The sequence below is a fragment of the Saccharothrix sp. CCNWYY140 genome, from assembly GCF_037401995.1.
Lineage (GTDB): Bacteria > Actinomycetota > Actinomycetes > Mycobacteriales > Pseudonocardiaceae > Actinosynnema.
Window position 1 is genome coordinate 71,699 of record NZ_JBBEGC010000014.1, and the last position, 21,447, is coordinate 93,145.

The window sequence follows — 21,447 nt, forward strand, 5'->3', positions numbered from 1 at the left end:
TGTCGCCCTGCCTGCTGCGGATGGTGAGGGGGCCGGGCGTCGTGCGGTCGGAGGACGTGGAGAAGTCCCGTGTCGTCGAGTTCTGGCGCACGGTCGAGATGTTCAGCCCGCAGAGCGCGGAGAAGGTCGACCGCGAGCGGATGGTCTACGCGGTGCAGCCCGACGAGCCGCTGCCGTGGGAGCGCGGCCACCCGCTCGCCCGGCGCACGCTCCACCCCATGCAGGCCTGGCAGCACGTCGTCTACCTGGGCATCTACCAGTTGGACGGCGTTTTCGACGCGCTGTCGCGGGTGTTCACCGCCGACGGGGAGAGCTACGACGAGCGCCCGGCGGGCGAGAGCGCGGTCGCCGCGTTCGTGGTGGACGAGAGCGGTCAGCCGCTGCTCGACTCGGCGGTGTTGTCCAGTTGCGCGTGGGCGACCGGCCAGGTGGTCCGGCACGGCGGTCAGGGGGTCGAGTGGCTGTCCGACTTCGACAAGGCCGTCGACGCGTTCTTCCTGGCCTGGCGGGACATCGTCACCACCGAGGACGTCGTCACGGAGGACGACTTCGCCGACGAGGACGACGAGGACGACTTCACGGGCGAGGAGGACGTGAAGCGCTCGTCCACTCGGACGCCCGTGGTCCTGGACCACGACCGGCTCGCCGCCTGCCTGGCCGCCGCCGTCGCCGCCACGGGCACCGAGGTCGTCCTGCGGCCGGAGGAGATCCGCGTCAGCAGCCGGATCGTGTCCCGCCGCACGACCGCCGCGGGCCACGACTTCCTCAACAGCTTCATCGTCGACGACCTGGGCACCGTGGCCGAGCGGCTCGCCGAGGGCGACTTCGGCGCGGCGCTGAGCGACTACCTCTTACCCGAGCGCTCGATCCCCACCGCGAGACGGGTCGACGTCCGGGAGGACGTTCACGCCGTGCTGGCGGCGACCGCGCCCGAGCACGTCCCGGCGGGGCGGTGGCCCAGCAAACCGGACCACGCCCTGGCGCTGAACCAGCAGCTCGCGGTCAGCACCGCGCTGGCCATGCCGGACGCCGGCGTGACCGGCGTCAACGGACCGCCCGGCACCGGCAAGACGACGATGCTGCGCGACCTGGTCGCGGCGCTGGTCGTCGAACGCGCCCGCCGGCTGTCGACGCTGAGCGACCCGCGACGGGCGTTCACCGGCAGGGAGATGCGGTGGAAGAGCGGCCAGCGGACGCGTGTGGTCAGCGAGTGGCAGCCCACGCTCGTCGGCTTCGAGATGGTGGTCGCGTCGTCCAACAACGGCGCGGTGCAGAACGTCACCGACGAGATCCCCGCCGCCGACGCGATCGACGGGTCGTGGCGCGACCGCGCCGCCGCCGTGGGCTACTTCCCTGAGATCGCGAGCGGCCTGCTGGCGGCCGACACCGGTCCCGAAGCCGGTGGGGGCGCCGCGTGGGCGCTGGTGGCGGCGCGGCTGGGCAACAAGGCCAACCGGAGCCGGTTCGTGAACGCCTTCTGGTACGAGACCAGGAAGGACGACGACCCGTGGTCGTGGGACGGCTTGCTGCACGTCCTCAAGCACTGGGAGAACACCGCGCCGGAGACCACGTGGCAGGACGCCGTGCGGGAGTTCCGCGCCGCCGAAGCGCTCGTCGAGAACATCCGCGCGCGCCGGGACGAGGTGCACCGGGCAGCGCTGCGGCACCGGTCGCTGAGCCAGGAGGTCGCGTCCCTGCGGCGGTCGGCGGGTGACGCCGAGGACCGCTTGACCTCCGCGCGGCACCGGCACACCGCCGCGGTCGTCGCGGAACGGCGGCACGGCGAGGAGTTCGAGGCGGTCCTCGCCGCGCACCAGGCCGAGGTCGAGCGGATCACGCAGGAGCACCGCGCGTCCGCGGACAAGGCGATCGAGGCGTGGCAGGCGCAGGTGACCGTCCGGTGGCAGGCCCACCAGGAGCACCAACGGGTCCGACCCGGCCTGTGGGCGTCGCTGCGCACGTTCGGCCGTCTCGGCCGGCAGTGGAAGCAGTACGACGCGTGGCTGCGGGGTCAGGTGCAGGAAGCCCAGGCGGGCTTGGCGGCGGCCCAGCAGACCCCGCGACCCAGCCTGCCCCGCAAGCCCGGCACGCCGGCGGCGCTGACCGCGGCCAGGAACGAGGTCGCCGCCGCGCACCAAGCCGTGGAGGAAGCACGACACACCGCGGAACAGGCCGAACGCGCCTTGCGCGACCGTGCCGCCGCGCTCGCCTCCGTGCAGCGGCTGGTGGACGCCGGCGCGGAGACCTTGGGCAAGCACTTCCCGGGCGACGAGTGGTACCAGGACCGCGAAAGCCGCGAATCCGTCGCGCTGTGGACCGACCCCGAGTGGAACACCGCCCGCAGTGGCCTGTTCCTGGCCGCTTTGGCCCTGCACAAGGCGTTCCTGCGGCACATGGCCGGCGAGATGCGGCGCAACCTGCAAGCCGCCCTGGACCTCGTCTCGGGCGAGGCGCCTGACAACGTCGCCGAAGACGCGGCACTGGAGGCATGGCGCAGCCTGTTCTTCGTCGTGCCGGTGGTGTCCACGACGTTCGCCTCCTACGCCCGGCTGTTCCGGCACCTGGGGCCCGAGGCCCTCGGCTGGCTCCTGGTCGACGAAGCCGGGCAGGCGACCCCGCAGAACGCCGTCGGCGCGCTGTGGCGGACCCGGCGCGCGGTCGTCGTCGGCGACCCGTTGCAACTGGAGCCGGTGACCACCTTGCCGTTCCGCGCCGAACAGGCGATCAGGACGCAGGCGGGCGTGGACGAGGAGTGGTCCGCGAGCCGCACGTCCGTGCAGCGGTTGGCCGACCGCCTGACCCCGCTGGGCACCTCGCTGCCCGACGGCGAGGGCGTGACCTGGGTCGGGGTGCCGCTGACCGTCCACCGGCGCTGCGACCAGCCGATGTTCGACATCGTCAACTGCATCGCCTACGACGGCCTGATGATCGACGGCACCGGCGACGCGGCCGGCGAGCGCTTCGCCCGAACCTACCCGTCGCTGCCGCCGTCGAAGTGGATCGACGTCGTCACCGGCTCCTCGCGCGGCCACTGGGTGCCGGAGGAGGGCAAACGGCTCGACCGCGTGCTGGGCACCCTGGCGGACCTGGGCTTCGACATGTCGGAGGTGATGGCCGTGACCCCGTTCCGCGACATCGCCCGCCGCCTGGCCGCCCGCACCCACCGCTACCCGGGCCTGGTGGCGGGCACCGTCCACAGGGCACAGGGCAAGCAGGCCGACGTCGTGATCTTGGTCCTGGGCGGCGACCCCGCCCGTCCCGGCGCCCGGCGCTGGGCGGCGAGCACGCCGAACCTGCTGAACGTGGCGGTGAGCCGGGCCAAACGCCGCCTCTACGTCATCGGCGACCGTTCCGCCTGGTCGGCGCAACGCTACTTCGACGTGCTGTCGGCGAAGCTGCCGGTGTGATTTCGAGCGGCGGCGACCCACTGCGGGTTCGAGTGCGGGTGTCCACGGTGGAATGATCCGCGGCATGCCGTCGAGTTCTGTCCGGGTCCGGGTGCGTGCCGCCGAGAACTGGTTCGTGCGGGACGGCACGCCGACCATGATCGAGGGGTACGGGTTCCTCACCCACGTGTTGCCGCGCATGTTGCCCGCGTTGGGGCTGGTCACGTTGGCGAGTCTCGCGTGGCTGGTGCCGTTGCGGTCCGCCGGGGCGCAGCGGTGGGTGTTGCTGGCCGGCGTGGTGACCGCGACGGTGGTCACGTGGGTGGCGTTGCGGTTGTTCGTGCGGCGGTTGCCTCGGCTTTCGCGGGCGGCCACGCGGGTCATCCTCGGGGTTTACGCCGTGATGCCGGTGGCCGTTCCGCTGCTGCAACTCGCGGTGGACGACACGGTGACGCCGCCGGGTGGCGGTGCGGTCGGGCTCCTGGGGTTCCTGATCTTCTTCGCCGCCGTCTTCGTCGGCACGGCGCTGGCCACGACCTACGGCCTGGGCACGCTGCTGGGCAAAGCCGTCCGACGCACCGTCAACGACCTGCGCAACAGCGTGCGCCTGCTGGGCCGGGCGCTGCCCGCGATGCTGTTCGTGACCCTGTTCCTGTTCTTCACCGGCGAGCTGTGGCAGGCGATGAACAACCTCGGCTGGTTCCGGCTGACCCTGGTGGTGCTGCTGTTCAGCGCGATCACCGTCCTGGCCGCCGCCGCCCGCCTGCGCGACGAGATCGGCCGCGTCGAGCAGGACCTGCGCCCCGACCGCCTCACCGCCGCCTGCCAGGGCACCCCGCTGGCCGCGGTCGAGATCACCGAACCGCTGCGCGCCACCCCGCTCAACGGCCGCCAGAACCGCAACCTGCTGCTCATGCTCGCGACCCGCCAACTCGTCCAGGCCGCCGTGGTGGGACTCGCGCTGTTCGCGTTCTTCCTGCTGCTGGGCCTGATCGTGGTCACGCCGGAGACCGCCGAGCAGTGGATCGGCAGCCCGCCGATCTCCTCCAAGCTGCTGCCGGACCTGCCGGTGGCCCTGCTGCGCAACGCGACCCTGTTCGCCGCCTTCGGCAGCATGTACTTCGCGATCACGTCGATGAGCGACGCCGACCACCGGCAGCAGTTCTTCGCCCCGATCATCGACGAGGTCGAACGGACGCTGGCCGTCCGTGCGGTCTACCTGAGCGTGCGGGGCTGACCCGACGGCGTCACAGGTCGGCCAGCAGGGCGAAGCCGGGCTGGTCCACGGAGGCCGCGGTGGCGGACAGCAGGACCACCGCGGCGCCGGCCGCGCGGTCCATGCCCAGCCAGGTGCGGAAGCCGCCGGTGCCGCCGTTGTGCCAGGTGATGGTGCGGCCGAGGCGGTCCAGGGTGATCCAGGCCGCGCCGATGCGGACGACCTTGCCGGTGAAGTCGGCTACCGGGTTCAGGGCGTCGACGCCGGGGGCGGTGCCGTCCAGGAGGGCGTGGGCGAGGCGGGCCAGGTCGGTGATGGTGGTGCGGATGCCGCCTGCCGGGGCCAGTGCCTCGCCGGTCCACGGCCGGCGGGGACGGCCCCACCTGGTCCTGCCGGTGAGGGCGCCGGGGCGCAGGTCGGACGCCGTGGCCGGGGCGTACCAGGTGGTCAGGCCCAGCGGGGTGGCGATGCGGGTGTCCAGCAGGGTGGTGAAGGTGGTGCCGGCGGCGGCGGCCAAGGCGTGGCCCAGGAGTTGAAAACCCAGGTTCGAGTACTTGGGGCGGGGTGGGCCTGGGCGGACCGTGCGGGTCTGGGTGAGCAGTTCGTCCAGCGTCTCGCCGTAGGGGTTGGTGCCGTGCAGCCACAGGGCGAGCGACTTGCGCAGGAACGGGCCGGGCAGGCTGGGCAGGCCCGAGCGGTGGGTGCTCAGGGAAGACAGGGTCACGTCGGCCGCCGGCGACCCGGCCAGGGGCAGCAGGTCGCCCAAGGTGGTGGACGTCGTGATCTCGCCGCGTTCCAGCGCGTCGGCGTACAGCAAGCCGGTGACGCCCTTGGAGATCGAGCCGATCTCGAAATCGGCGTCCAGCGGCGTGCCCACGCTCGCCACGGTCGTCCCCTCCGACGAGACCGTGGCGACGGCGGCCACCGGGTGTCGGGAACCCAGGCGCTGGACCAACTTCTCCGCGAGCTTCGCATCACCGTGCACGCCCGACACAGTAAGCCGGTGTGGACCGGTCCACAGGAGACCTTCGGCTACCGGTGGTGCGACTTTGGTGTAGCCGCGTGTGGCCCCCGGACGGATCCGGGGGCCACAGGTCGTCACCAGTTGGGGCGGTGGTGGCGTACGGCCTTGTAGTAGGCCCACGCCTTGGCCTTGCAGTACGCGCTGCCGCAGCTGTACGTCTTCATCACCGTGTAGAACACCGCGTCCACGGCGCTCTTCTTGATGCGTGACGGGAGTTTCCCGGAGTCGTGCGCCATGATCAGGTAGTCGTGCATGTCGCACGCCTTCCAGAAGCGCTTGTCCCCGGGCGGTCCGCCGAGCTTCTTCGGGATGCTGCACCGGTCGAAGTCGACCCCGACGACCCACTTGCCCTTCGGGGTCTTGCGCCAGCCCGGGTAGTACCTCTTGCTGCCCTTCCACACCGGGATGGCCCAGCACTCGCCGAAGGCGTACTGGGAGGCGTACAGGCACGCGGCCTGCGCCGACAGCCCCGAGGACGTCCTGCTCTGCTGCACCAGGCGGCCCGCCGGGTCGTACTCGAACCGCCAGCCGCCGGTCTCCGTGGACGTCAGCTCGGTCATCAGGCCGCGCTCGTCGTACTGGTAGGCCTCCCGGTCGGTGTCGGCGGTCGCGTCACGCAGCCGGCCCGCCGCGTCGTACCGGAAGCTCTGCGCGGTGGTGGTCGGCACCCCGTCAGCGGTGTGGGTGATCTCCTTGAGCCGGCCCGCGAAGTCGCCGAGCTGGTCGCCGGCCGTGGTGGTCGTGGCGTAGTGCAGGGTGAGCGCGGCGCAGCCGAAGCCGGCGTCGGTGCCGCAGGTGGGCGGGATGAGGTTGTCCGCGAGGGGCGCCACGATCTTCGCCACCCGGCCCTGGTCGTCGTGCACGACCCGGGCGGTGCCGTCGTCGGCCGTGCCGACCGCAGTGACCAGCCACCCCGTCGCCGCGCGGGACCAGGTGAAGTCCACGCCGGAGGAGTCGTGCTCGGTGATCCGGTCGGCGGCGTCCTTGGTGAGCGTGCCGCCCTCGGCGCTGCGGAACGTGCCGTCCTCGCCGCGGTCGTAGCGCCGGGTCTCGCCGTCCTGCGTGCTGATCTGCACCGATCCGCCCTGGTCGGCGAGCTGCTGGCCGGTCAGACCGGCGAGCAGCTGGGGCCGCCAGCCGGGGCCGAGGACCTTCTGGTCGGGCCGGTCCAGCACGGTCTGGCCGACGCCGTAGGCCGGGGTCACCAGCATCCCGTCCGCCGCGAGGGCCAACGAGTCGACCCGGAACGCGCCGGTGGCCGGGTCGACCTCGCCGGGGCTGGTCACGTCCACGGTGGTGGCCACGGTCCCGGATCCCACGCCGTACGTGCCGGGCTTGAGCGCCGGAAGGACGGTGGCGGTGCCGGTCAGCGGTGCGTTCGCGCTTGCCCGGGTCAGGGTGACCGGGCCGGTGAACGCGTCGGAGGTCACCGTCAGCGTGGTCACCGACGCGGGCAGGTCGTTGGCGCGCACCGCGACGGTGTCGCCGGGGGCCGCCGCGTGCGGGTCGAGCTCCAGTGAGGCGATGGTGGTGGTGTAGGAGTACAGGTCCAGCGACACCACGGCCGGCGCGGAGCCGGAGTTGCGGACGGTGACCCGCCCGTCCGCGCCCAGCCCGGTCAGCGCGAACCCGCTGGACGGCGTGCCCGGCGCGTACGCGGCGGTCTGGCCGCCGGTGTCGGCGGTGCCGGCCGGGCGGACGGCCACCGCGCCGGTCCCGCTGCTCTTGGCGGTGACGTTGAGGCCGACCGCGTCGGCGCCCGCGGGCACCTTGCCCTGGCCGCGCGGGTCGAGGGTGACCTCGCCGCCGGCCGGCACGGTGACGTCGGTGGCCACGCGCGCCTGGGCCGCCGTCCGCAGCACGCCCTTGCCGGGCGACACCGGTGTGTCGGTGAAGTACCCGACCGCGGTGACGGTGAGGGTGGCCGCGCCGAACCCGAGGTTGTGGGCGTTGATCTTGCCGTCCTCGCCGGGCGTGGTGATCGCCAGGTTGCGGGCGGTCCGGCCGGCGGTGTACTCCAGCGTCGCGTCGACCGGCCACGCCTCGCCCGCCGGGTAGACGCGCACCGTGCCGCCGTCGCGAGGGCTGCTCGCCACGACGTCCAGCGCCACGGCGGTGACGCCCTCGGTCGGGATGCCGGCCGCGCCCAGCGGGGTCAGCTCGACGTTCCCGGCCGCCGCGACGACCTGGTTGTCCAGCAGCTTCGCCGGGGTCAGGGGCACGAACGACCCGCCCAGGCCCAGTTGGGCGTCCGGGGTGGTGAGGGTGTAGCCCAGGACGTCGAGCGTGGCGTTCGCGGCCTGGTTGCCGCGGTTGCGCACCTTGATCGCGCCGTCCGCGCCGACGGCGGCGGTGACCAGGTTCGCCTGGTTGGTGTTCGGGTTGTAGTCCAGCGCGGTGGTGGTCGGCTCGGGCGCGTCGGACGCGCGGACCGCGAGCGACCCGGTGTTGAACCACGCGCCCTTGGCGGCGACGTTGACCGCCACGGACGCCAGGTTCGCCGCGGGCAGCCCGCCGACGCCGGCGATCCGGACGGTCGTCTCGGCGCCGGCCTCGATGCGTACGTTGTCCAGCACGCGGGCGCGGGCGGTGTAGAACTGGCCGGGCAGCGGCTCCCTGCTGTGCCCGGCGACCGGGTCCTCCTCGGCGGCCACCTGCATCTGGGCCGTGGCGACGCCGACCGGTGCGAGACCCGCGAGCAGGGCCGCCGTGATCACGACGACCCAGCCGGGTCTGCGTAGTTGTGCCATGTCGATTCCCCTCGTCGAGGGCGGGCGCCCCGGCACGTCCATCCCCCTGGCGCCCGCCCGTGATCACCCTGGCGCGGCCGGCGTGCGTCCGGGTGAAACCTGGACGAACCTGGACGGCCGCGCGGCCGGGCTCCCTACGATTCGCCGCGTGCTGCCGCCCGACCCCGACCACGCCCGGTCCCTGGACGAGTTCATCGGAGCGCTGCGGCACCTCAAGGCCGTGGTGGGCGACCCGTCGATCACGACCCTGACCAAGCGGGTCCACGAGCAGTGGCACGCCGCCGGACGCCCGCGCGGCGAGTGGCCGGCCCGCGCGACCGTCGGCGACTGCTTCCGCGTGGGGCGGCGGCGACCCAACGCCGAACTGCTCCTGGGCATCGTGCGGGCGCTGGTGGACGACGCCGACGTGGTGGCCCGGTGGGAGCACGCGCTGGCCCGGGTGCTGGGCGAGCGTGAGGCGGCCGGGCACGTCGGCGTGCGCGGCCGGCTGCCCGACGACGTGCCGGAGTTCACCGAGCGGGCGGACCTGCCGCCGTGGGACGGGCCGGTCCTGGCGGTCACCGGGATGGCCGGGGTGGGCAAGACGGCCCTGGCCGTCCACCTCGCGCACCGCGTCCTGGCGGGCGACCCGGCGCGGGCGGTGCTGGTCGCCAACCTACGCGGGGTGGACCCGGACGGCCCGCCCGCCGACCCGAACGCCGTGGTGGAGGCGTTCCTGCGGCTGCTGGGCGTGCGCGGGGACGCGTTGCCGCGCACCCCGGAGGGGCGGACCGCACTGTACCGGGACCGGGCCGCCGCCGCGCGGGCGTTGGTGGTGCTGGACAACGCGCGTGACGCGGCGCAGGTGGAGCCGTTGCTGCCCGGCTCGCCGGAGTGCAGGACGCTGGTGACCAGCCGGACCGAGCTGCCGGGCCTGCCGGGATTCGTGTTGCCGGTGTTCACGCCGGAGGAGGCCGCGGTGTTGTTGCGCCGCACGGCCGGCGCGCGGCGGGTGGCCCAGGACCCGGAGGTCGCGGCGCGGATCGCCGACCTGCTGGGCAGGCTGCCGCTGGCGGTGTCGGTGATCGGCCGGCACCTGCGCGACCACCCGGACTGGACCCTCGCCGACTACCTGCCGCCGCTGACCGCGCTCGCGCTGGAGGGCGGTGTCCGCGCCGCGTTGGCCCTGTCCTACGAAGGATTGCCCGCCGCGCACGCCCGCGTGCTGCGGTTGCTGGCCCGTCAGCCGGTGCAAGACCTCGACCTGCGTGCCGCGGCGGCGGTGGCCGACCTCGACCCGGACACGACCCGGGAGGTGGTGCGCGGCCTGGTGTCGGCGCACCTGGTCGAGTGCCCGACGCCGGACCGGTTCGCCTTCCACGACCTGGTCCGTGCCTACGCGGTGGAACGGTCGCGGCTGGAGGACCCGCCGTCCCGGACCCGCGAGGCCCTGCTGCGGCTGGCCGACCACTACCGGCACGGGACGGCGGTCGCGATGGACGTGCTGTACCCGTACGAGAAGCACCGCCGGCCGGACGTGCCGCCCGCGACCGTGCCCGTCGACGTGCCGACACCCGAAGACGCCCGTGCCTGGCTGGACGCGGAGGAAGCGAACCTGCTCGCCGTCGCCGACCACCACGAGCGCCCCCAGCACACCGCCGACCTCGCCACGCTGCTGCTGCGACACCTGCTCGACACCGGCCGCGGCACGACCGGACTGGCCTTCCACCAGCGCGCACTGGCCGCGACCCGACTGGTGGGCGACCGCGCCGGCGAGGGCCGCGCGCTCAACCACCTGGGCGCGACGTGCTGGCGGCAGGGCCTGTTCACCGAGGCGCTCGACCACTACGTGCAGGCCCTGGCCATCGCCCGCGAGCTGGACGACCGCGCGGTGGTTGGCCGGGTGCTCAACAACATCGGCGTGATCCACGAGCGGCACGGCCGGCTGTCGTTGGCGTTGGAGCACTAGGAGCAGGCGCTGGAACTGGCCCGCGCGGTGGGCGACCCGGCGAGCCGGTCGAGGACGTTGACCAACATCGGCAACATCCACTGGGGCCACGGCCGCCACGACGACGCCCTCGCCGCCCACCACGAGGCCCTGGAGATCGCCGAGACCCTCGGCGACCGCGCGAACGCGAGCTCGGCGTTGAACAACATCGGCAACGTCCTGCGCCGGCGCGGCGACTACACGGGTGCGCTGGTGTACTTCGAACGGTCGCGCGCGGTCGCCGAGGACGTCGGCGCGCTGGACCAGGTCGGCCACGTGCTGGCCAACATGGCGTCGGCCCACCTGGGTCTGGGAGACGGCCCCAAGGCCCTCGACCTGGTGACGCAGGGCCTGCCGCTCATCCAGACCTCCGTCAGCCGGGTCAACGAGGCCTACGTCCTGACCGTGCAGGGTTCGGCCCTGCACGCCGTGGGCCGGTCGACCGAGGCCGTGCGCCGGCACCGGGAGGCGGTCGCGATCGCCGAGGGGACGGGGGACGGCTCCGTGCGGCTGATCGCGTCGATCGGTCTGGCCGAGGCGTTGTGCGCGACCGGCGAACCCGGCGAAGCGGTGACGGTGTTCGGCACCGCTCTGGAGTTGGCGGAAGAGGCCGGCGACCGCTACCAGTGCGCCCGCGCCCACGAAGGACTGTGCGCCGCTTTCGAGGCCTCGGGTTCACCGGATTCGGCCCGCGACCACCGCCGCCGCGCGGTGGAGCTGTACCGAGCCCTGAACCTGCCCGACGCCGACCGCCTGGACGGCCGGTGAGGATTGTGCTTCCCCCGCCACCCTCTGAGCCGGCCGCCGCAGGAGGGTCACGCCGGAGGTGGCGGGACCACCGGGGTGAGGATGCCGGTGCTGACCGCGGCCACCGAGGCGGCGAGGGTGGTCAGCGCGGCGGGGTAGGTCAGGGGGTTGTCGCGTTGCTCCCACAGGGACAGGGCGGCGATCCAGGAGGTGTCGCGGGCGCGGGACATGCTGAACGAGGTCAGGTGGTGCTTGAGCTCCTCGGCTTGGGCGGTGGGGAGCTTGAGCAGCAGCGGTTCGTACTCGGCGCGGACTTCCGCCTCCACCTTGGCCAGCAGGTCGTTGACCCGCAGGTAGTCGGCGTGGACGGGGGCGGTGTGCGGGGTGGTGCCGCGTTCCTTGCAGGTGGCGTTGACCGCGAGCGCCAGGTCGTGGTTGATGTGCGCGTTCATGCCCGCCAGCGCGAACTGGAGGGGCCAGACGACCCGGTTGCCGCGCACGTTGAACAGCGGCTGCCACGGCACTGGCCGGCGGCTCGGGGACGCGTCCACCGCCTTGAAGTACAGGCCGGCGAAGATCACGTCCATCCGCTCCAGGAAGGCCGGGTCCTCGAAGAAGCCGTCGACGATGTTCTGGCCCACCAACTCGGTGACCCGCCGGTACATCCGGTTGAAGCAGGCGACGCCGTCGTGCGGGTCCAGCTCCTGCTCGATGGCCCGCATGCGCTCGATCACCTGCTCCACGGAGGTCGGGACCTGGACGGGCGCGTGTGTCATGTTCCACTCCCCGGTCGAAGCGCCGCCGGGCACGGTGTCGGACGCACCGGCCGGCCGGGCGCCGGTACCCCGATCGTCGACCGGGGCCCGTGGTCGCCGACAGGTGCCGCAAGGGTTTTCAGCCCTTGATGCCGCCGTATCACTCGTTCGGCGACGGCCCGGACACGAGGCGCACGGGCGGCGGGCCAGGTAACAGGCCGGGCGGCGGGTCGGGCAGCGGCTGCCGCTACGGCCCGCCGATCGCCGTGGTCAGGCCACCTCCAGCGGCTTGATCTGAGTCGTGGTGGCCCGCGAAGGGCGGCTTGCGGCGAGGCGTGGGGCGGTGGGGATGGGGCGCGCCGGGTCCGTGGGCCGCGGACCCGGCGCTTGGGTGATCAGCTCGCGTAAGGAGCCTTGGCCGCCTTGGCCGCGGTCAGGAACGCGCCCTTGTTCCTCGGCCAGAACAGGCTGTCCACGCACGAGTACTGCGGGAAGAAACCGCCGCAACTACCGCTGCTGGACCCGATCTCGAACGTGTAGCTGGCGATGCCCAGGTTGCCGTAGGTGAAGTCGTCGGTCGTGCCCGTGGTGTCGCCCTCGGCCACGACCGTGTACCCGTTGTAGGCCGCCATCTTCCGGCCCAGCGCCGCCAACTGGGTCGCGTTGGGGTTCGCGGCCCACGTCCAGCCCCACGGCGGCATGATCAGGTTGCCGTAGCTGTGCACGGTGATCATGACGCCCTTGGTGGTCACCGGCGCGGGGTCGGTGTCGCCCGGGCCGCGCTGGTCGGGGAACAGCTGCTTGAACCAGGCCTCGATGGCCCTGGTCTCCGGCTCGGAGCCGGCCGCCGTGCCCTGGTAGGTCTCGCCGCACCTGTTCGTGCCGGCGCCGCCCCACTTGAAGGTGGAGTTGCGGTTGAGGTCCACGCCGTAGCTGGGGACCGAGCAGGACGCGCCGGTGTTGTTGGCGTTCTTGCGCTGCATCAACGGCCGGCTGCCGCCGGAGGCGACGATGTCCACGCCGTCGGGGTTGACGATCGGGATCACCCACAGCTCGGTGGTGTCCAGGATGGACGTCACCTCGGGGTCGGAGCCGTAGCCCTGGGTGACGTGGTCGATCCAGCGCCACGCCAGCTCGCCGGTGGCCAGCTCGCGCGCGTGCAGCTGGGAGATCAGCGCGAACCGGGGCTTGGCGGAGTTCGGGTTCAGCGCGCAGTCCCCGGCCTGCTTCCTGGTGATGCAGATGGCCTTGATGTCGTGCCCGCCCAGCCCGCGCGTCTTGCGCCAGCTGTCACCGATGTCGTACACCTGCGTCAACGCCGGGTACGCCGCCGCCACGTCGGTCAGGTGCTTCTCGTGCTCGGCCACCGTCCGGTAGCCGCCGTAGTAGGTCTGGACGCCGATGTCCGAGGACCGGGGTGACGACAGCGGCTTGTACACCGTGTCGAACTTCGTCGGCCGGTAGCCGAGGGCGGTCAGGCGGGCGGCCACCCGCTGGTCGCCCACGACCTGCACGGCCCCGTCGGTGCCGTGCTCGACGTCGAAACCGGCGTCTTGCAGGGTGCGCTCGTCGGCTCCGGGCACCTGCCAGTAGTAGGGCGTGCTGTCCGGCGCAGCCGCCACGGCGTTGGGCGCGAACACGGCGCCGGGCGCGAGGAGCACCAGGGCCGCGGTCGCGAGACGCAGTCGTGCTTTCCCGACTCGTGCTTTCCCGACTCGTACTTTCATCGACAGACCTCCAGCTGGGCCGGCGGCCGGTGCAGGGGGTGGCCGCCGCGCTGGAGGCGAGTATGGAGCACTCCGACCCGCGTCGAAACCTACGAACGGTGGTCACCCGGATTCGCAGGGTGATCGCGCTGGGTGTGCGCGGCCCGGGTGGTGGCCCGTGTATTCGGGGCGGCTTCGGGTGATCTGTCGAAGAGTGACGACCATCCTGCCGAGGCCCCTCGACGTCGAGTTGCCGCGCCTGCGCTTGGTGCAGCGGCTGGCGCGGCGCTGGGAGTGCCCGGTGACGGTGGTCGAGGCGGGGGCCGGGTTCGGCAAGACGACCATGCTCGTGCAGGCCGTGCGGGGGAACCTGCTGGAGCCGCGTGGGGTGGACGTGTGGGTCAACTGCTCGCCCGCGCACGAGAGCGCTGAGGCGTTGGCCGAGGCCTTGTTGGAGGCGCTGGCCGGGGCGTTGCCGGGGGTGGCGTCGGTCGCGGTGTCGGGGGTGGTGTCGGGGGCAGAGTTGGGGGTGGCGTCGGGGGCCTTGCCGGGAGTGGGGTCGGGGGCCTTGCCGGGGGTCTCGCCGGGGGTGCGGCTTGGGCGGGGCGGCGTGCGGTCGGTGGTGGATGCCGTGGTGGGGATGGCGCCGTTGGACGTGTGCCTGGTGTTGGACGACGTGCACGAGGTGCCGTCCGGGTCGCCTGGGGCGGTGTTGCTGGGGGAGTTGGTACGGGAGTTGCCGGCGACGGCACATGTGGTGCTGTGCGGGCGGCAGGTGCCGGAGTTGCCGTTGGCGCGGCGGGAGGCGGCCGGCGAGGTGGTGCGGGTCGGTGCGGAGGAGTTGTTGTTCACCGACGGCGAGTTGCGGGCGTTGGGGCGGCGGTTGGGTGGTGATCCGGCGCTGGTGGGGGCGTTGCGCGGGTGGCCCGCGTTGGTGCGGTTGGCGTTCGCGGCGGGGCCTGCCGCGCCCTGGCGGTACGCGTGGGAGGAGGTGTTGGGGCGGCTGGACCCGGGGCAGCGGCGGGTGTTGGCGGCGTTGGCCGCGTTGCACACCGCGACCGAGGACGAGGTCGTGGAGGTGGGTGGGGTGCGTGGGGTCGACGGGTTGATCCCCGCGGTGCCGTTGGTGGGGGTGTTGGACGACGGGCGTTACCGGGCGCACGAGCTGTGGGCGGAGGCGTTGGCGCGGAACATCCCTGCTGAGGAGGCGCGGGAACTGCACCGGCGTGCGGCGGCGGTGTTGGCGGCTCGGGGGGACCTGGCGCGAGCGGGGGTGTTGGCGTGGCGGGGTGGGGATTGGGAGTTGCTCGCCGAGTTGTCGGTGGAACTGGTGAACACGACCCTCTCGGCCTTGCCGGCGGTGTTGGCGGAGCGGTGGTTGGGGTGGGTGCCTGCCGGGGTGCGGGAGGAGCCGGCGTTCCTGTTGCTGCGGGCGGCGGTGTTGCACGCCGCGGACTTCACGGATTCGCGCATCGACCCGTTGTTGGATCGGGCGTGGGAGGGGTTGCGGCACACGGCGGTGCTGGGGCAGGCGGTGATCACCGCGCATTCCCGGGCGGATTTGGGGCGGTTGGCGGAGCTTGCTCGGCGGGGGAGTGAGTTGAGTGGTGCGCCGACACCGATCGCCTTGGTGTTGCGGCACAGCGTGGCGGCGACGGTGGCGGAGGTGGGAGGGGATCCGGAGGCCGCGTTGGCTGAGATCGAGCGGGCGCCGGTGGTGGATGTGCCCAGGCCGGTCCAGTTGGCGACGGTTCGGTTTCACTACCACTGCCTGAACATGTGTGGGCGGGCGGGTGAGGCGGCTGAGCTGGCGGATCGGGCGTTGGCTGGGGTGGACGGGGCGTTGGCGTTGGCGGGGGCAGGGGCGGATGAGCATTTGAGGTTGAACGGGCCGATTGCGCGGTGGTTTGACGGTGACCCGGTCGACCTGCCGCGGTTGCGGGGTGCGCCGGTGGGTGGGACGGCTCGGGATTCGTTCGTGTCGGCGGCGTTCCAGGCTGTGGTGGCTTCCTGTTGCGGGGATGTCGAGGAGTGGTGCGAGTTTCCGTGCGGTGATCCGGCGGATCACGACAATCCCCGGGACGCGGTGTTGGCGCTGGCCGCTCGGTGTGCTCTCGCGGTGGGGCGTGGGGAGGAGGCGGTGGCGCGGGAGGCGTTTGCCGAGCACCTGGCTCGGTGGCCGGTGACGGATCGGTTTCACGAGCGCCACCTGCGGCGGTTCCTGGCGTTGGGGTACGTGTTGGCGGAGCCGTTGCGGGAGGTTTGGGACCGGGTCGAGTTGGGGCCTGCGCATGAGAAGGCGCGGGCGGTGGCTCGGGCGGTGGTGTCGGCTCGGGCTGGGGATCTGCGTGGGGCTGGGCGGTTGCCGGTGGAGCATTTTCTGTGTTTTTTGCCGTTGCCGTGGTCGGTGGAGTTGGCGGCTCGGCTCGCGGGGGTGGGGGAGTTGGGGTTGGGGAGGTGGTTGGCGGACACGTTGGGGGCGGTGGTGCATGGGGAGCTGGGGAGGGTGCCGGGTGGGGGAGCGGGGAGGTTGCTTGCTGCTGTGCCTGCGCCGCCGGCGGTGCGGACCGGGGTGGAGGTGTTGGGTGCCCTGAGGGTGACGCGGGATGGGGTGGAGGTGGAGGCGCCGGAGTTGCGGCGGTTGCGGGTGCGGCAGTTGTTGGGTGCGTTGGTGTTGCGGCCCGTGATGACGCGGGAGCAGGTGTTCGCGTTGTGCTGGCCGGATCTTGGGGTTACCGAGGCGGCGCGGAATTTGAGGGTGACGTTGACGTACTTGCGGCGTCTGCTTGAACCCGATCGGGCTCGGGGGGCCGCCGGGTTCCACCTGCGGGCCGAGGGGGATTCGTTGCGGCTGGTGCGGTCGCCGTGGTTGGAGGTGGATCTGTGGGCGTTCGAGGCGGTGGAGGAGGAGGTGCGGGCGGCTCGGGAGGCCGGGGATCTGGACCGGGCCAAGGACCTGTTGGCGGCGGGGGTGGAGTTGTGGCGGGGGGATCCGTTGCCGGACTTGGGGTGTGTGGCGGAGTTGGGGTTGGAGGCGGATCGGCTGCGGGGGCAGCACGTGCGGAACTTGTTGGGGTTGGGGGAGCTGTGCCTGGTGTCGGGGGAGCCGGTGCGGGCCGGGTATCTGGCGGGGCGGGCGTTGGCTTTGGATCCGTTTTCGCCTCGGGGGCATCGGTTGGTGTTGGCTGCGGCGTTGAAGACTCGGGATCCTGGGCGGGTGGTGGCTGCTCGGCGGGAGGTGTTGGCGGCGTTGGCTCAGGTTGGGGCGCCGCCTGATGCTGCTACGGCGTTGTTGCTGCGGCAGCGGGTGGGGTGAGGGGTTGGGGTAAGAGCGAAGGGCGAAGAGCGAAGAGCGAAGAGATTAAAAGCGGCGCTCGCCGCGCGGCAGGCCCCCGGGGGTGGAAGGGCGTCGGTTTCTTCCCCCGTACGGCCTGCCGGAGGCAACCACGCTTTCCCCGGTTTCGCAACCGGTGAAGCGTGGTTGCAAAACCGGGGAAAGCGTGGTTGGGCTTCGCCCAGGCCGTACGGGGGAAGAAACCGAGGCCCTTCCTGTGGCTGGGAGCCCTGCCTTGCGCCTGCGGCGCGAAGAGCTTGCGTGTGCGGGTGCCTTGGGTGCGGAGGGCGGGCCGGCCTGTGGCGCGGAGGAAGTGCGGTGCGGGCGGTGTCAGCAGCTGGTGACTACCTCGCTGTTGGGGCAGCTGTCCAGTTGGGGGCCGCCGTCGGCGGTGTCTTGGGTGGTGTGGGGGCCGCCGTCCAGGGTGTCGGGGCCTGCTTCGCCGAAGAGGTTGTCGTCGCCGGGGCCGCCCAGGATGGTGTCTTCGCCGTCGCCGGCTCTGATGTTGTCGTTGCCGTAGCCGCCGAAGACCGTGTCGTGGCCGATGCCCGAGTCGACGTTGTCGTCGCCGTCTTGGGCGTGGATGAGGTCGTCGCCGGGGCCGCCGAAGACCTTGTCGTCGCCGGAGAGGGCGCAGATGACGTCGTTGCCCTGGGCTCCGTGGATCTCGTCGGGGAACGGGGTGCCCAGGATGACGTCGGGCAGGTTGGTGCCGGTGGTGACCACGCCGGGTTGGGCGTAGATGGTGGGGACCAGGCCTGCGCACGGCTGTGCCCACGGCGGTGGGTTGTCGTTCGCCGTTGCGGTTGCGGTGGTGGTCAGGGCGGTGAAGGCCAGGGCGGCGGTGAGTGTGGCTAAGCGGGTTTTGGTGTTCATGGGTTTGAGGGTTCGGGAGGGGTGTTAGCCAGGTGCTAGCGGTCAGCGCATGCGGAAGACGGGGCCGCGGGGGCGGAAGGGGAGGGTGGCTGCCGCGGGGATGAGGTAGGCGTGTTCCCGGCGTACGCGGACGGTGTCGCAGTAGCCGTCGGTGATGATCAGGATCGGGCCGTCCTGGGGGAAGTCGCGGGCTCGTTCCAGCAGGTCTATGCCGGGTTGGAGGATGGTGCCGCCTCGGCCGCGCACGCGTACTCGGCCGGCGATGTCCTCTACCGGGAGGTAGCCGGCGTCGTGGGCCACGGCGTCGCAGAAGACCACTCGGGCCTGGGGGACGTCCCGGGCGAGGGCGAAGGAGGCAATTGCGCCTAGGCCCTTGCCCAGCAGTTGGTGGTCCATTGATCCAGAGGTGTCGAGGACTACGCCGAAGGTGGTGTGGTGTTGCAGTTCTTCCGGGCGCAGTCTGCCGGGGCGGGGGATGTCTGGGGTGGCGGACTGGCGGCGGGAGGCTCGGGCGTAGGTGCGGCGGGGTTCCGCGGTGGGGACGTGTTCCTCGAACCAGCGGGCCAAAGCGGCGTCCCAGGGCAGGGGTGGCTGGTCCAGGGCGCGGATCTCCTCGACCAGGCCGGCGGGGAGGGCGCCGCGTTGGACCGGGTCGTGGTAGCTCAGGCCGGTCAGCAGGGCGCGGCGGTAGAAGTCGTCCAGGTCTGTGGTGTGTGTTGGGGCGCGTAGGGGCTCGCCGAGCAGGTCGGTGCCGCGTCCGCGCAGGGTGGCTAGCTTGCGGTAGCGGCGGAGGTCGGTGGTGATGCGGTCGTAGACGGTCTCGACGGACAGGCCGGCCAGGTCCGGGTCGTGCAGGACGCCCGGGGGTGCGGTGCCGACGGCCATCTCCAGCAGCCAGCCGTTGACGACGAAGTCCGCCGCCACGTTCCACAGGTACGGGTCGCGCCCGTCCACCCGGTCGCCGTGGCGGAGGGCGGCGTGGAGCATCTCGTGCGCCAGGACGAAACGCCACTCCGCCCGGCTGAGCTTGGCCAGGGGGTTGACGTAGATCTCGCCGGCCGCCGCGCTGACCGCCGCCAAGGAGATGTCCCAGGCTCGGGCCAGTTCGGCGTCGGCCACGATCGTCATCGCCGACGCCAACGCGCCCAGCAGCGGGTAGGACGACACGAACCAGCCCAGCGCCAGGTCCCACTCGGCGTTGCGGGGACCGGCGTCCATCAGCGAGGAACGGGCGCCGCCGGCCATGTCGACCGCCGCCACGGCCGCGTTGGACAAGCCGGCGGCGAACAGGTCCGTCCAGTTGACCGGGGTGCCGTGGCGGGAGGGCGGGGCGGTGTGGAGGCAGGCGCGTCCGTCCCATGTGGACGGTTGGCGGCCGAAGCGGACGGCCTCCTGGAAGTCGGTCACCTCAGCGCACTCGGTGGCGCTGAAACCCAGGTGCAGCAGGCAGTGCGCGAAGACCCACTGCCATTCCTCGGTGTCGGCGATCTGCGAGCGGTGGGCGTAGATCCTGCCCGTGGTGTCGACGGTCGCCCACCGGTCGTCGCTGGTGCGGTACACGTGGGCGCGGTAGGAGAGCGGGGCGAACAACGGGTGCCGGGTGGTGGCCTGCCACGCGGTGTCGAAGGCTTCCTTGCCGGGGTCGACGCGCTTGCGCTTCACGTCCGCGCGGCGACCAGGCGGGGCAGGTCGCGCGTCACCTCGACCAGGAACCAGGTCGGCAGCACGGGGTTGCCGTTGTCGTCGGCCGCGATCACCATCTGCGCGATCTCCAGCGACAGCTCGGCCAGCTCCAGCAGCAGCGCCTTGCCCCGGTGCGCGAGCTGCCTGCCGGCGGGGGAGGCGTGCGCCTTGTCGTGCGGGAGCTCCTTGACCAGCCGGGCTCGGAACGCCTCGGCGAGGAAGTACAGCAGGTCGCGGTCGGCCGGGGCGTGCGGCCAGCGGGCGTCGCCGCGCAGCACCGCCTCCAGGCCGTAGGCGTGCCGGACGGTCTTGACGTAGGCCTTGAACGCCGAGGCGTGCGCGGCGGTGAGCGTGCCGAACGCGAGCACGCCCAGCAGGTCCTCGGAGATGTCGTCGCCGTAGGAGTGCAGGGCGTCGGACAGCATGTGCCAGGCGCGAGGGGTGGAGAACGGCTCCTCGACCTTCGGCGGCGGGCTCCACAGGTGGTCGGGGCGTTGGGTGAGGTAGTCCAGCACCCAGCCGTGCACGCCGGCCCCGCCCGCCCACTCCAGCCAGTCCTTGGCCGAGGCCTGGAGGTGCAGGTGCACCATGCGGTTGACCAGCGCGGACGGCATCGGGCGGGCCAGGGCGTTGTCGGTGGCCCGGTTGCCCGCGCCGATCACGACCGACCCCGCGGGCAGCTCGTAGGAGCCGATGCGGCGGTCCAGGATCAGCGAGTAGAACGCCTTCTGCACCTCCGGCGAGGAGGCGTTGAGCTCGTCGAGGAACAGGCAGTACGGCTCGTCGCGGGCGATGACCTCCGGCGGCGCGAACCGCGACCGGCCGTCGACCAGCTCGGGCACGCCGATCAGGTCCTCGGGGGCCAGCTGGGTGCCCAGCATGGTCACGCACTCCAGGCCGAGCGACTCGGCGAACGCGCGGACCAGCGAGGACTTGCCGATGCCCGGCGAGCCCCACAGGAACACCGGGCGCACGACGGCGAGGTGCAGCAGCACTTCGGGCAGCTGCACGGGGGTGACGGAGACGGTCGCGCGCACGAGCGGAGAGCATGCCGCACGCCGGTGCCCCGGGTCGCGGGGATTTCCCGAGCTGGGACACTGGGAGGCGATCGGCTCGGGGTGGACCGCTGCCGGCCCCCCGACCGAAGGACCGAACATGGCACTGCCCTACGAACCCGACGACGACCACGCCGCGGACCGGTTCGTCAACCTCGCGCTGCGCGGCCGGGACCCCGAGGTGTGGGCGGAGCTCACCTCCGACGCCTACGTCGAGCAGACCGACCGGGTGCTGCTGGGCATGCTGGACCGCATCGCGGCCGACCGCGCCCACCGCCGGGCCGAGCGCGACGCCGCGCGGGCGCGGTTGTCGGCGGGCGAGACCAGCCGGGCCGACTACGACCGCGAGGTCGCCGACGACGGCGACCGGGCGCGCAAGACCGCGCACTTCGAGTCGCTGGTGCGCGAGCAGCACCGGCTGGTCGCGGCCCGGGTGCGCCGCCTGCGCGGCGAGGACGTCCGCGACGAGCTGATGAGCCTGGTCGTGGCGTTGGGCACCGCGATCGACGCCCACCGCGCCGCCGTCCTGGCCGGCGGGGCCGAGCCCAGCGGAGCCGACCGGGCGCTGTGGGAGCGGCTGACGGCGCTGGACGTGCCCGGCGCGACCGGCCGCACGTCGCTGGAAGCGCTGGTCAAGGACCACACGGCCCAGCAGGACGACCACGGCCGGGTGCTCGCCGGGATGCTGCTGGACCTGGCCGGCGACGGCTCGTCGGTCGCCCGCGCGGACCTGCTGGACGTGTGGAAGCGGACCGTCGCGCCGACCCTGACGCCCCAGGAGAAGGCCGACTTCGCGGCCAAGGGCAAGGGCTCGCTGGTGACCGACAAGCTCCGCAAGGCGCTGGGCGCGCTGGAACGCCGGGGCCTGATCAACCGCGCCGACCAGCACCTGGACCTGCTCGACCGGCCGGGCCTGGTCGAGCTGGCGACGAGCTGACCGGGCGCGCGG

13 protein-coding genes are annotated in these 21,447 nt (G+C 72.6%); 6 read left to right on the forward strand and 7 right to left on the reverse strand.

The genetic code is table 11. The annotated features are described in order from the left end of the window. Window positions 1–20 precede the first annotated feature (20 nt). Both WBN91_RS10625 and WBN91_RS10630 read left to right on the forward strand, forming a co-directional pair. On the forward strand, window positions 21–3,407 hold the full coding sequence (locus WBN91_RS10625; protein WP_337725635.1) for an AAA domain-containing protein: 3,387 nt from the start codon (window positions 21–23) through the stop codon (window positions 3,405–3,407). A 64-nt stretch (window positions 3,408–3,471) separates the two neighbouring features. Continuing rightward, window positions 3,472–4,623, forward strand: a complete 1,152-nt coding sequence (locus WBN91_RS10630; RefSeq protein WP_337725636.1) for a hypothetical protein — start codon at window positions 3,472–3,474, stop codon at window positions 4,621–4,623. Between the two features lie 10 nt (window positions 4,624–4,633). On the opposite strand, the gene WBN91_RS10635 is transcribed toward WBN91_RS10630, so the two are convergent. Together WBN91_RS10635 and WBN91_RS10640 are read right to left on the reverse strand one after the other, a co-directional pair. Continuing rightward, window positions 4,634–5,587 carry a serine hydrolase domain-containing protein gene (locus tag WBN91_RS10635; protein ID WP_337725637.1) on the reverse strand — a complete coding sequence of 318 codons (954 nt, stop codon included), beginning with the start codon at window positions 5,585–5,587 and terminating at the stop codon, window positions 4,634–4,636. A 113-nt stretch (window positions 5,588–5,700) separates the two neighbouring features. Beyond that, entirely contained in the window at window positions 5,701–8,376 is a 2,676-nt protein-coding gene (locus tag WBN91_RS10640; RefSeq protein WP_337725638.1) for an RHS repeat domain-containing protein, read from the reverse strand. Between the two features lie 148 nt (window positions 8,377–8,524). Here WBN91_RS10640 and WBN91_RS10645 point away from each other — a divergent pair, with 148 nt between their 5' ends. Then, window positions 8,525–10,324, forward strand: a complete 1,800-nt coding sequence (locus WBN91_RS10645) for a tetratricopeptide repeat protein (RefSeq protein WP_337725639.1) — start codon at window positions 8,525–8,527, stop codon at window positions 10,322–10,324. Between the two features lie 9 nt (window positions 10,325–10,333). After that, a complete protein-coding gene (locus WBN91_RS10650) occupies window positions 10,334–11,110 on the forward strand; it encodes a tetratricopeptide repeat protein (RefSeq protein ID WP_337725657.1) in 777 nt (258 codons plus the stop codon). Between the two features lie 47 nt (window positions 11,111–11,157). Here WBN91_RS10650 and WBN91_RS10655 read toward each other — a convergent pair whose 3' ends face one another. Next, entirely contained in the window at window positions 11,158–11,865 is a 708-nt protein-coding gene (locus WBN91_RS10655) for a DUF5995 family protein (protein ID WP_337725640.1), read from the reverse strand. A 374-nt stretch (window positions 11,866–12,239) separates the two neighbouring features. Further along, the gene (locus WBN91_RS10660) at window positions 12,240–13,571 is read right to left on the reverse strand and encodes a M14 family zinc carboxypeptidase (protein ID WP_337725641.1); all 1,332 of its coding nucleotides are present in this window, start codon (window positions 13,569–13,571) and stop codon (window positions 12,240–12,242) included. 193 nt (window positions 13,572–13,764) lie between these two features. Here WBN91_RS10660 and WBN91_RS10665 point away from each other — a divergent pair, with 193 nt between their 5' ends. After that, a complete protein-coding gene (locus WBN91_RS10665; RefSeq protein ID WP_337725642.1) occupies window positions 13,765–16,866 on the forward strand; it encodes a BTAD domain-containing putative transcriptional regulator in 3,102 nt (1,033 codons plus the stop codon). Between the two features lie 348 nt (window positions 16,867–17,214). On the opposite strand, the gene WBN91_RS10670 is transcribed toward WBN91_RS10665, so the two are convergent. The 3 genes from WBN91_RS10670 to WBN91_RS10680 are packed head-to-tail and all read right to left on the reverse strand — an operon-like array spanning window position 17,215 to window position 20,480. Next, window positions 17,215–17,760 (reverse strand): calcium-binding protein, encoded by a 546-nt coding sequence (locus WBN91_RS10670; RefSeq protein WP_337725643.1) that lies wholly within the window; start codon window positions 17,758–17,760, stop codon window positions 17,215–17,217. 42 nt (window positions 17,761–17,802) lie between these two features. Next, window positions 17,803–19,422 carry a vWA domain-containing protein gene (locus tag WBN91_RS10675; protein ID WP_337725644.1) on the reverse strand — a complete coding sequence of 540 codons (1,620 nt, stop codon included), beginning with the start codon at window positions 19,420–19,422 and terminating at the stop codon, window positions 17,803–17,805. After that, window positions 19,419–20,480, reverse strand: coding sequence for an ATP-binding protein (locus WBN91_RS10680; protein ID WP_337725645.1), 1,062 nt, complete (start codon window positions 20,478–20,480; stop codon window positions 19,419–19,421). Before WBN91_RS10680 ends, WBN91_RS10675 begins: the two co-directional genes overlap by 4 nt. Window positions 20,481–20,598: 118 nt before the next feature. On the opposite strand from WBN91_RS10680, the gene WBN91_RS10685 reads away from it, so the two are divergent. Continuing rightward, on the forward strand, window positions 20,599–21,435 hold the full coding sequence (locus WBN91_RS10685; protein ID WP_337725646.1) for a hypothetical protein: 837 nt from the start codon (window positions 20,599–20,601) through the stop codon (window positions 21,433–21,435). Window positions 21,436–21,447: the final 12 nt, after the last annotated feature.

Bases quoted from the DNA above. Each gene is read 5' to 3' on its own strand.
- WBN91_RS10670 (WP_337725643.1), bottom strand. From the start codon at position 17,760: ATGAACACCAAAACCCGCTTAGCCACACTCACCGCCGCCCTGGCCTTC.
- WBN91_RS10655 (WP_337725640.1), bottom strand. From the start codon at position 11,865: ATGACACACGCGCCCGTCCAGGTCCCGACCTCCGTGGAGCAGGTGATC.
- WBN91_RS10640 (WP_337725638.1), bottom strand. From the start codon at position 8,376: ATGGCACAACTACGCAGACCCGGCTGGGTCGTCGTGATCACGGCGGCC.
- WBN91_RS10685 (WP_337725646.1), top strand. From the start codon at position 20,599: ATGGCACTGCCCTACGAACCCGACGACGACCACGCCGCGGACCGGTTC.
- WBN91_RS10660 (WP_337725641.1), bottom strand. From the start codon at position 13,571: ATGAAAGTACGAGTCGGGAAAGCACGAGTCGGGAAAGCACGACTGCGT.
- WBN91_RS10630 (WP_337725636.1), top strand. From the start codon at position 3,472: ATGCCGTCGAGTTCTGTCCGGGTCCGGGTGCGTGCCGCCGAGAACTGG.
- WBN91_RS10625 (WP_337725635.1), top strand. From the start codon at position 21: ATGGTGAGGGGGCCGGGCGTCGTGCGGTCGGAGGACGTGGAGAAGTCC.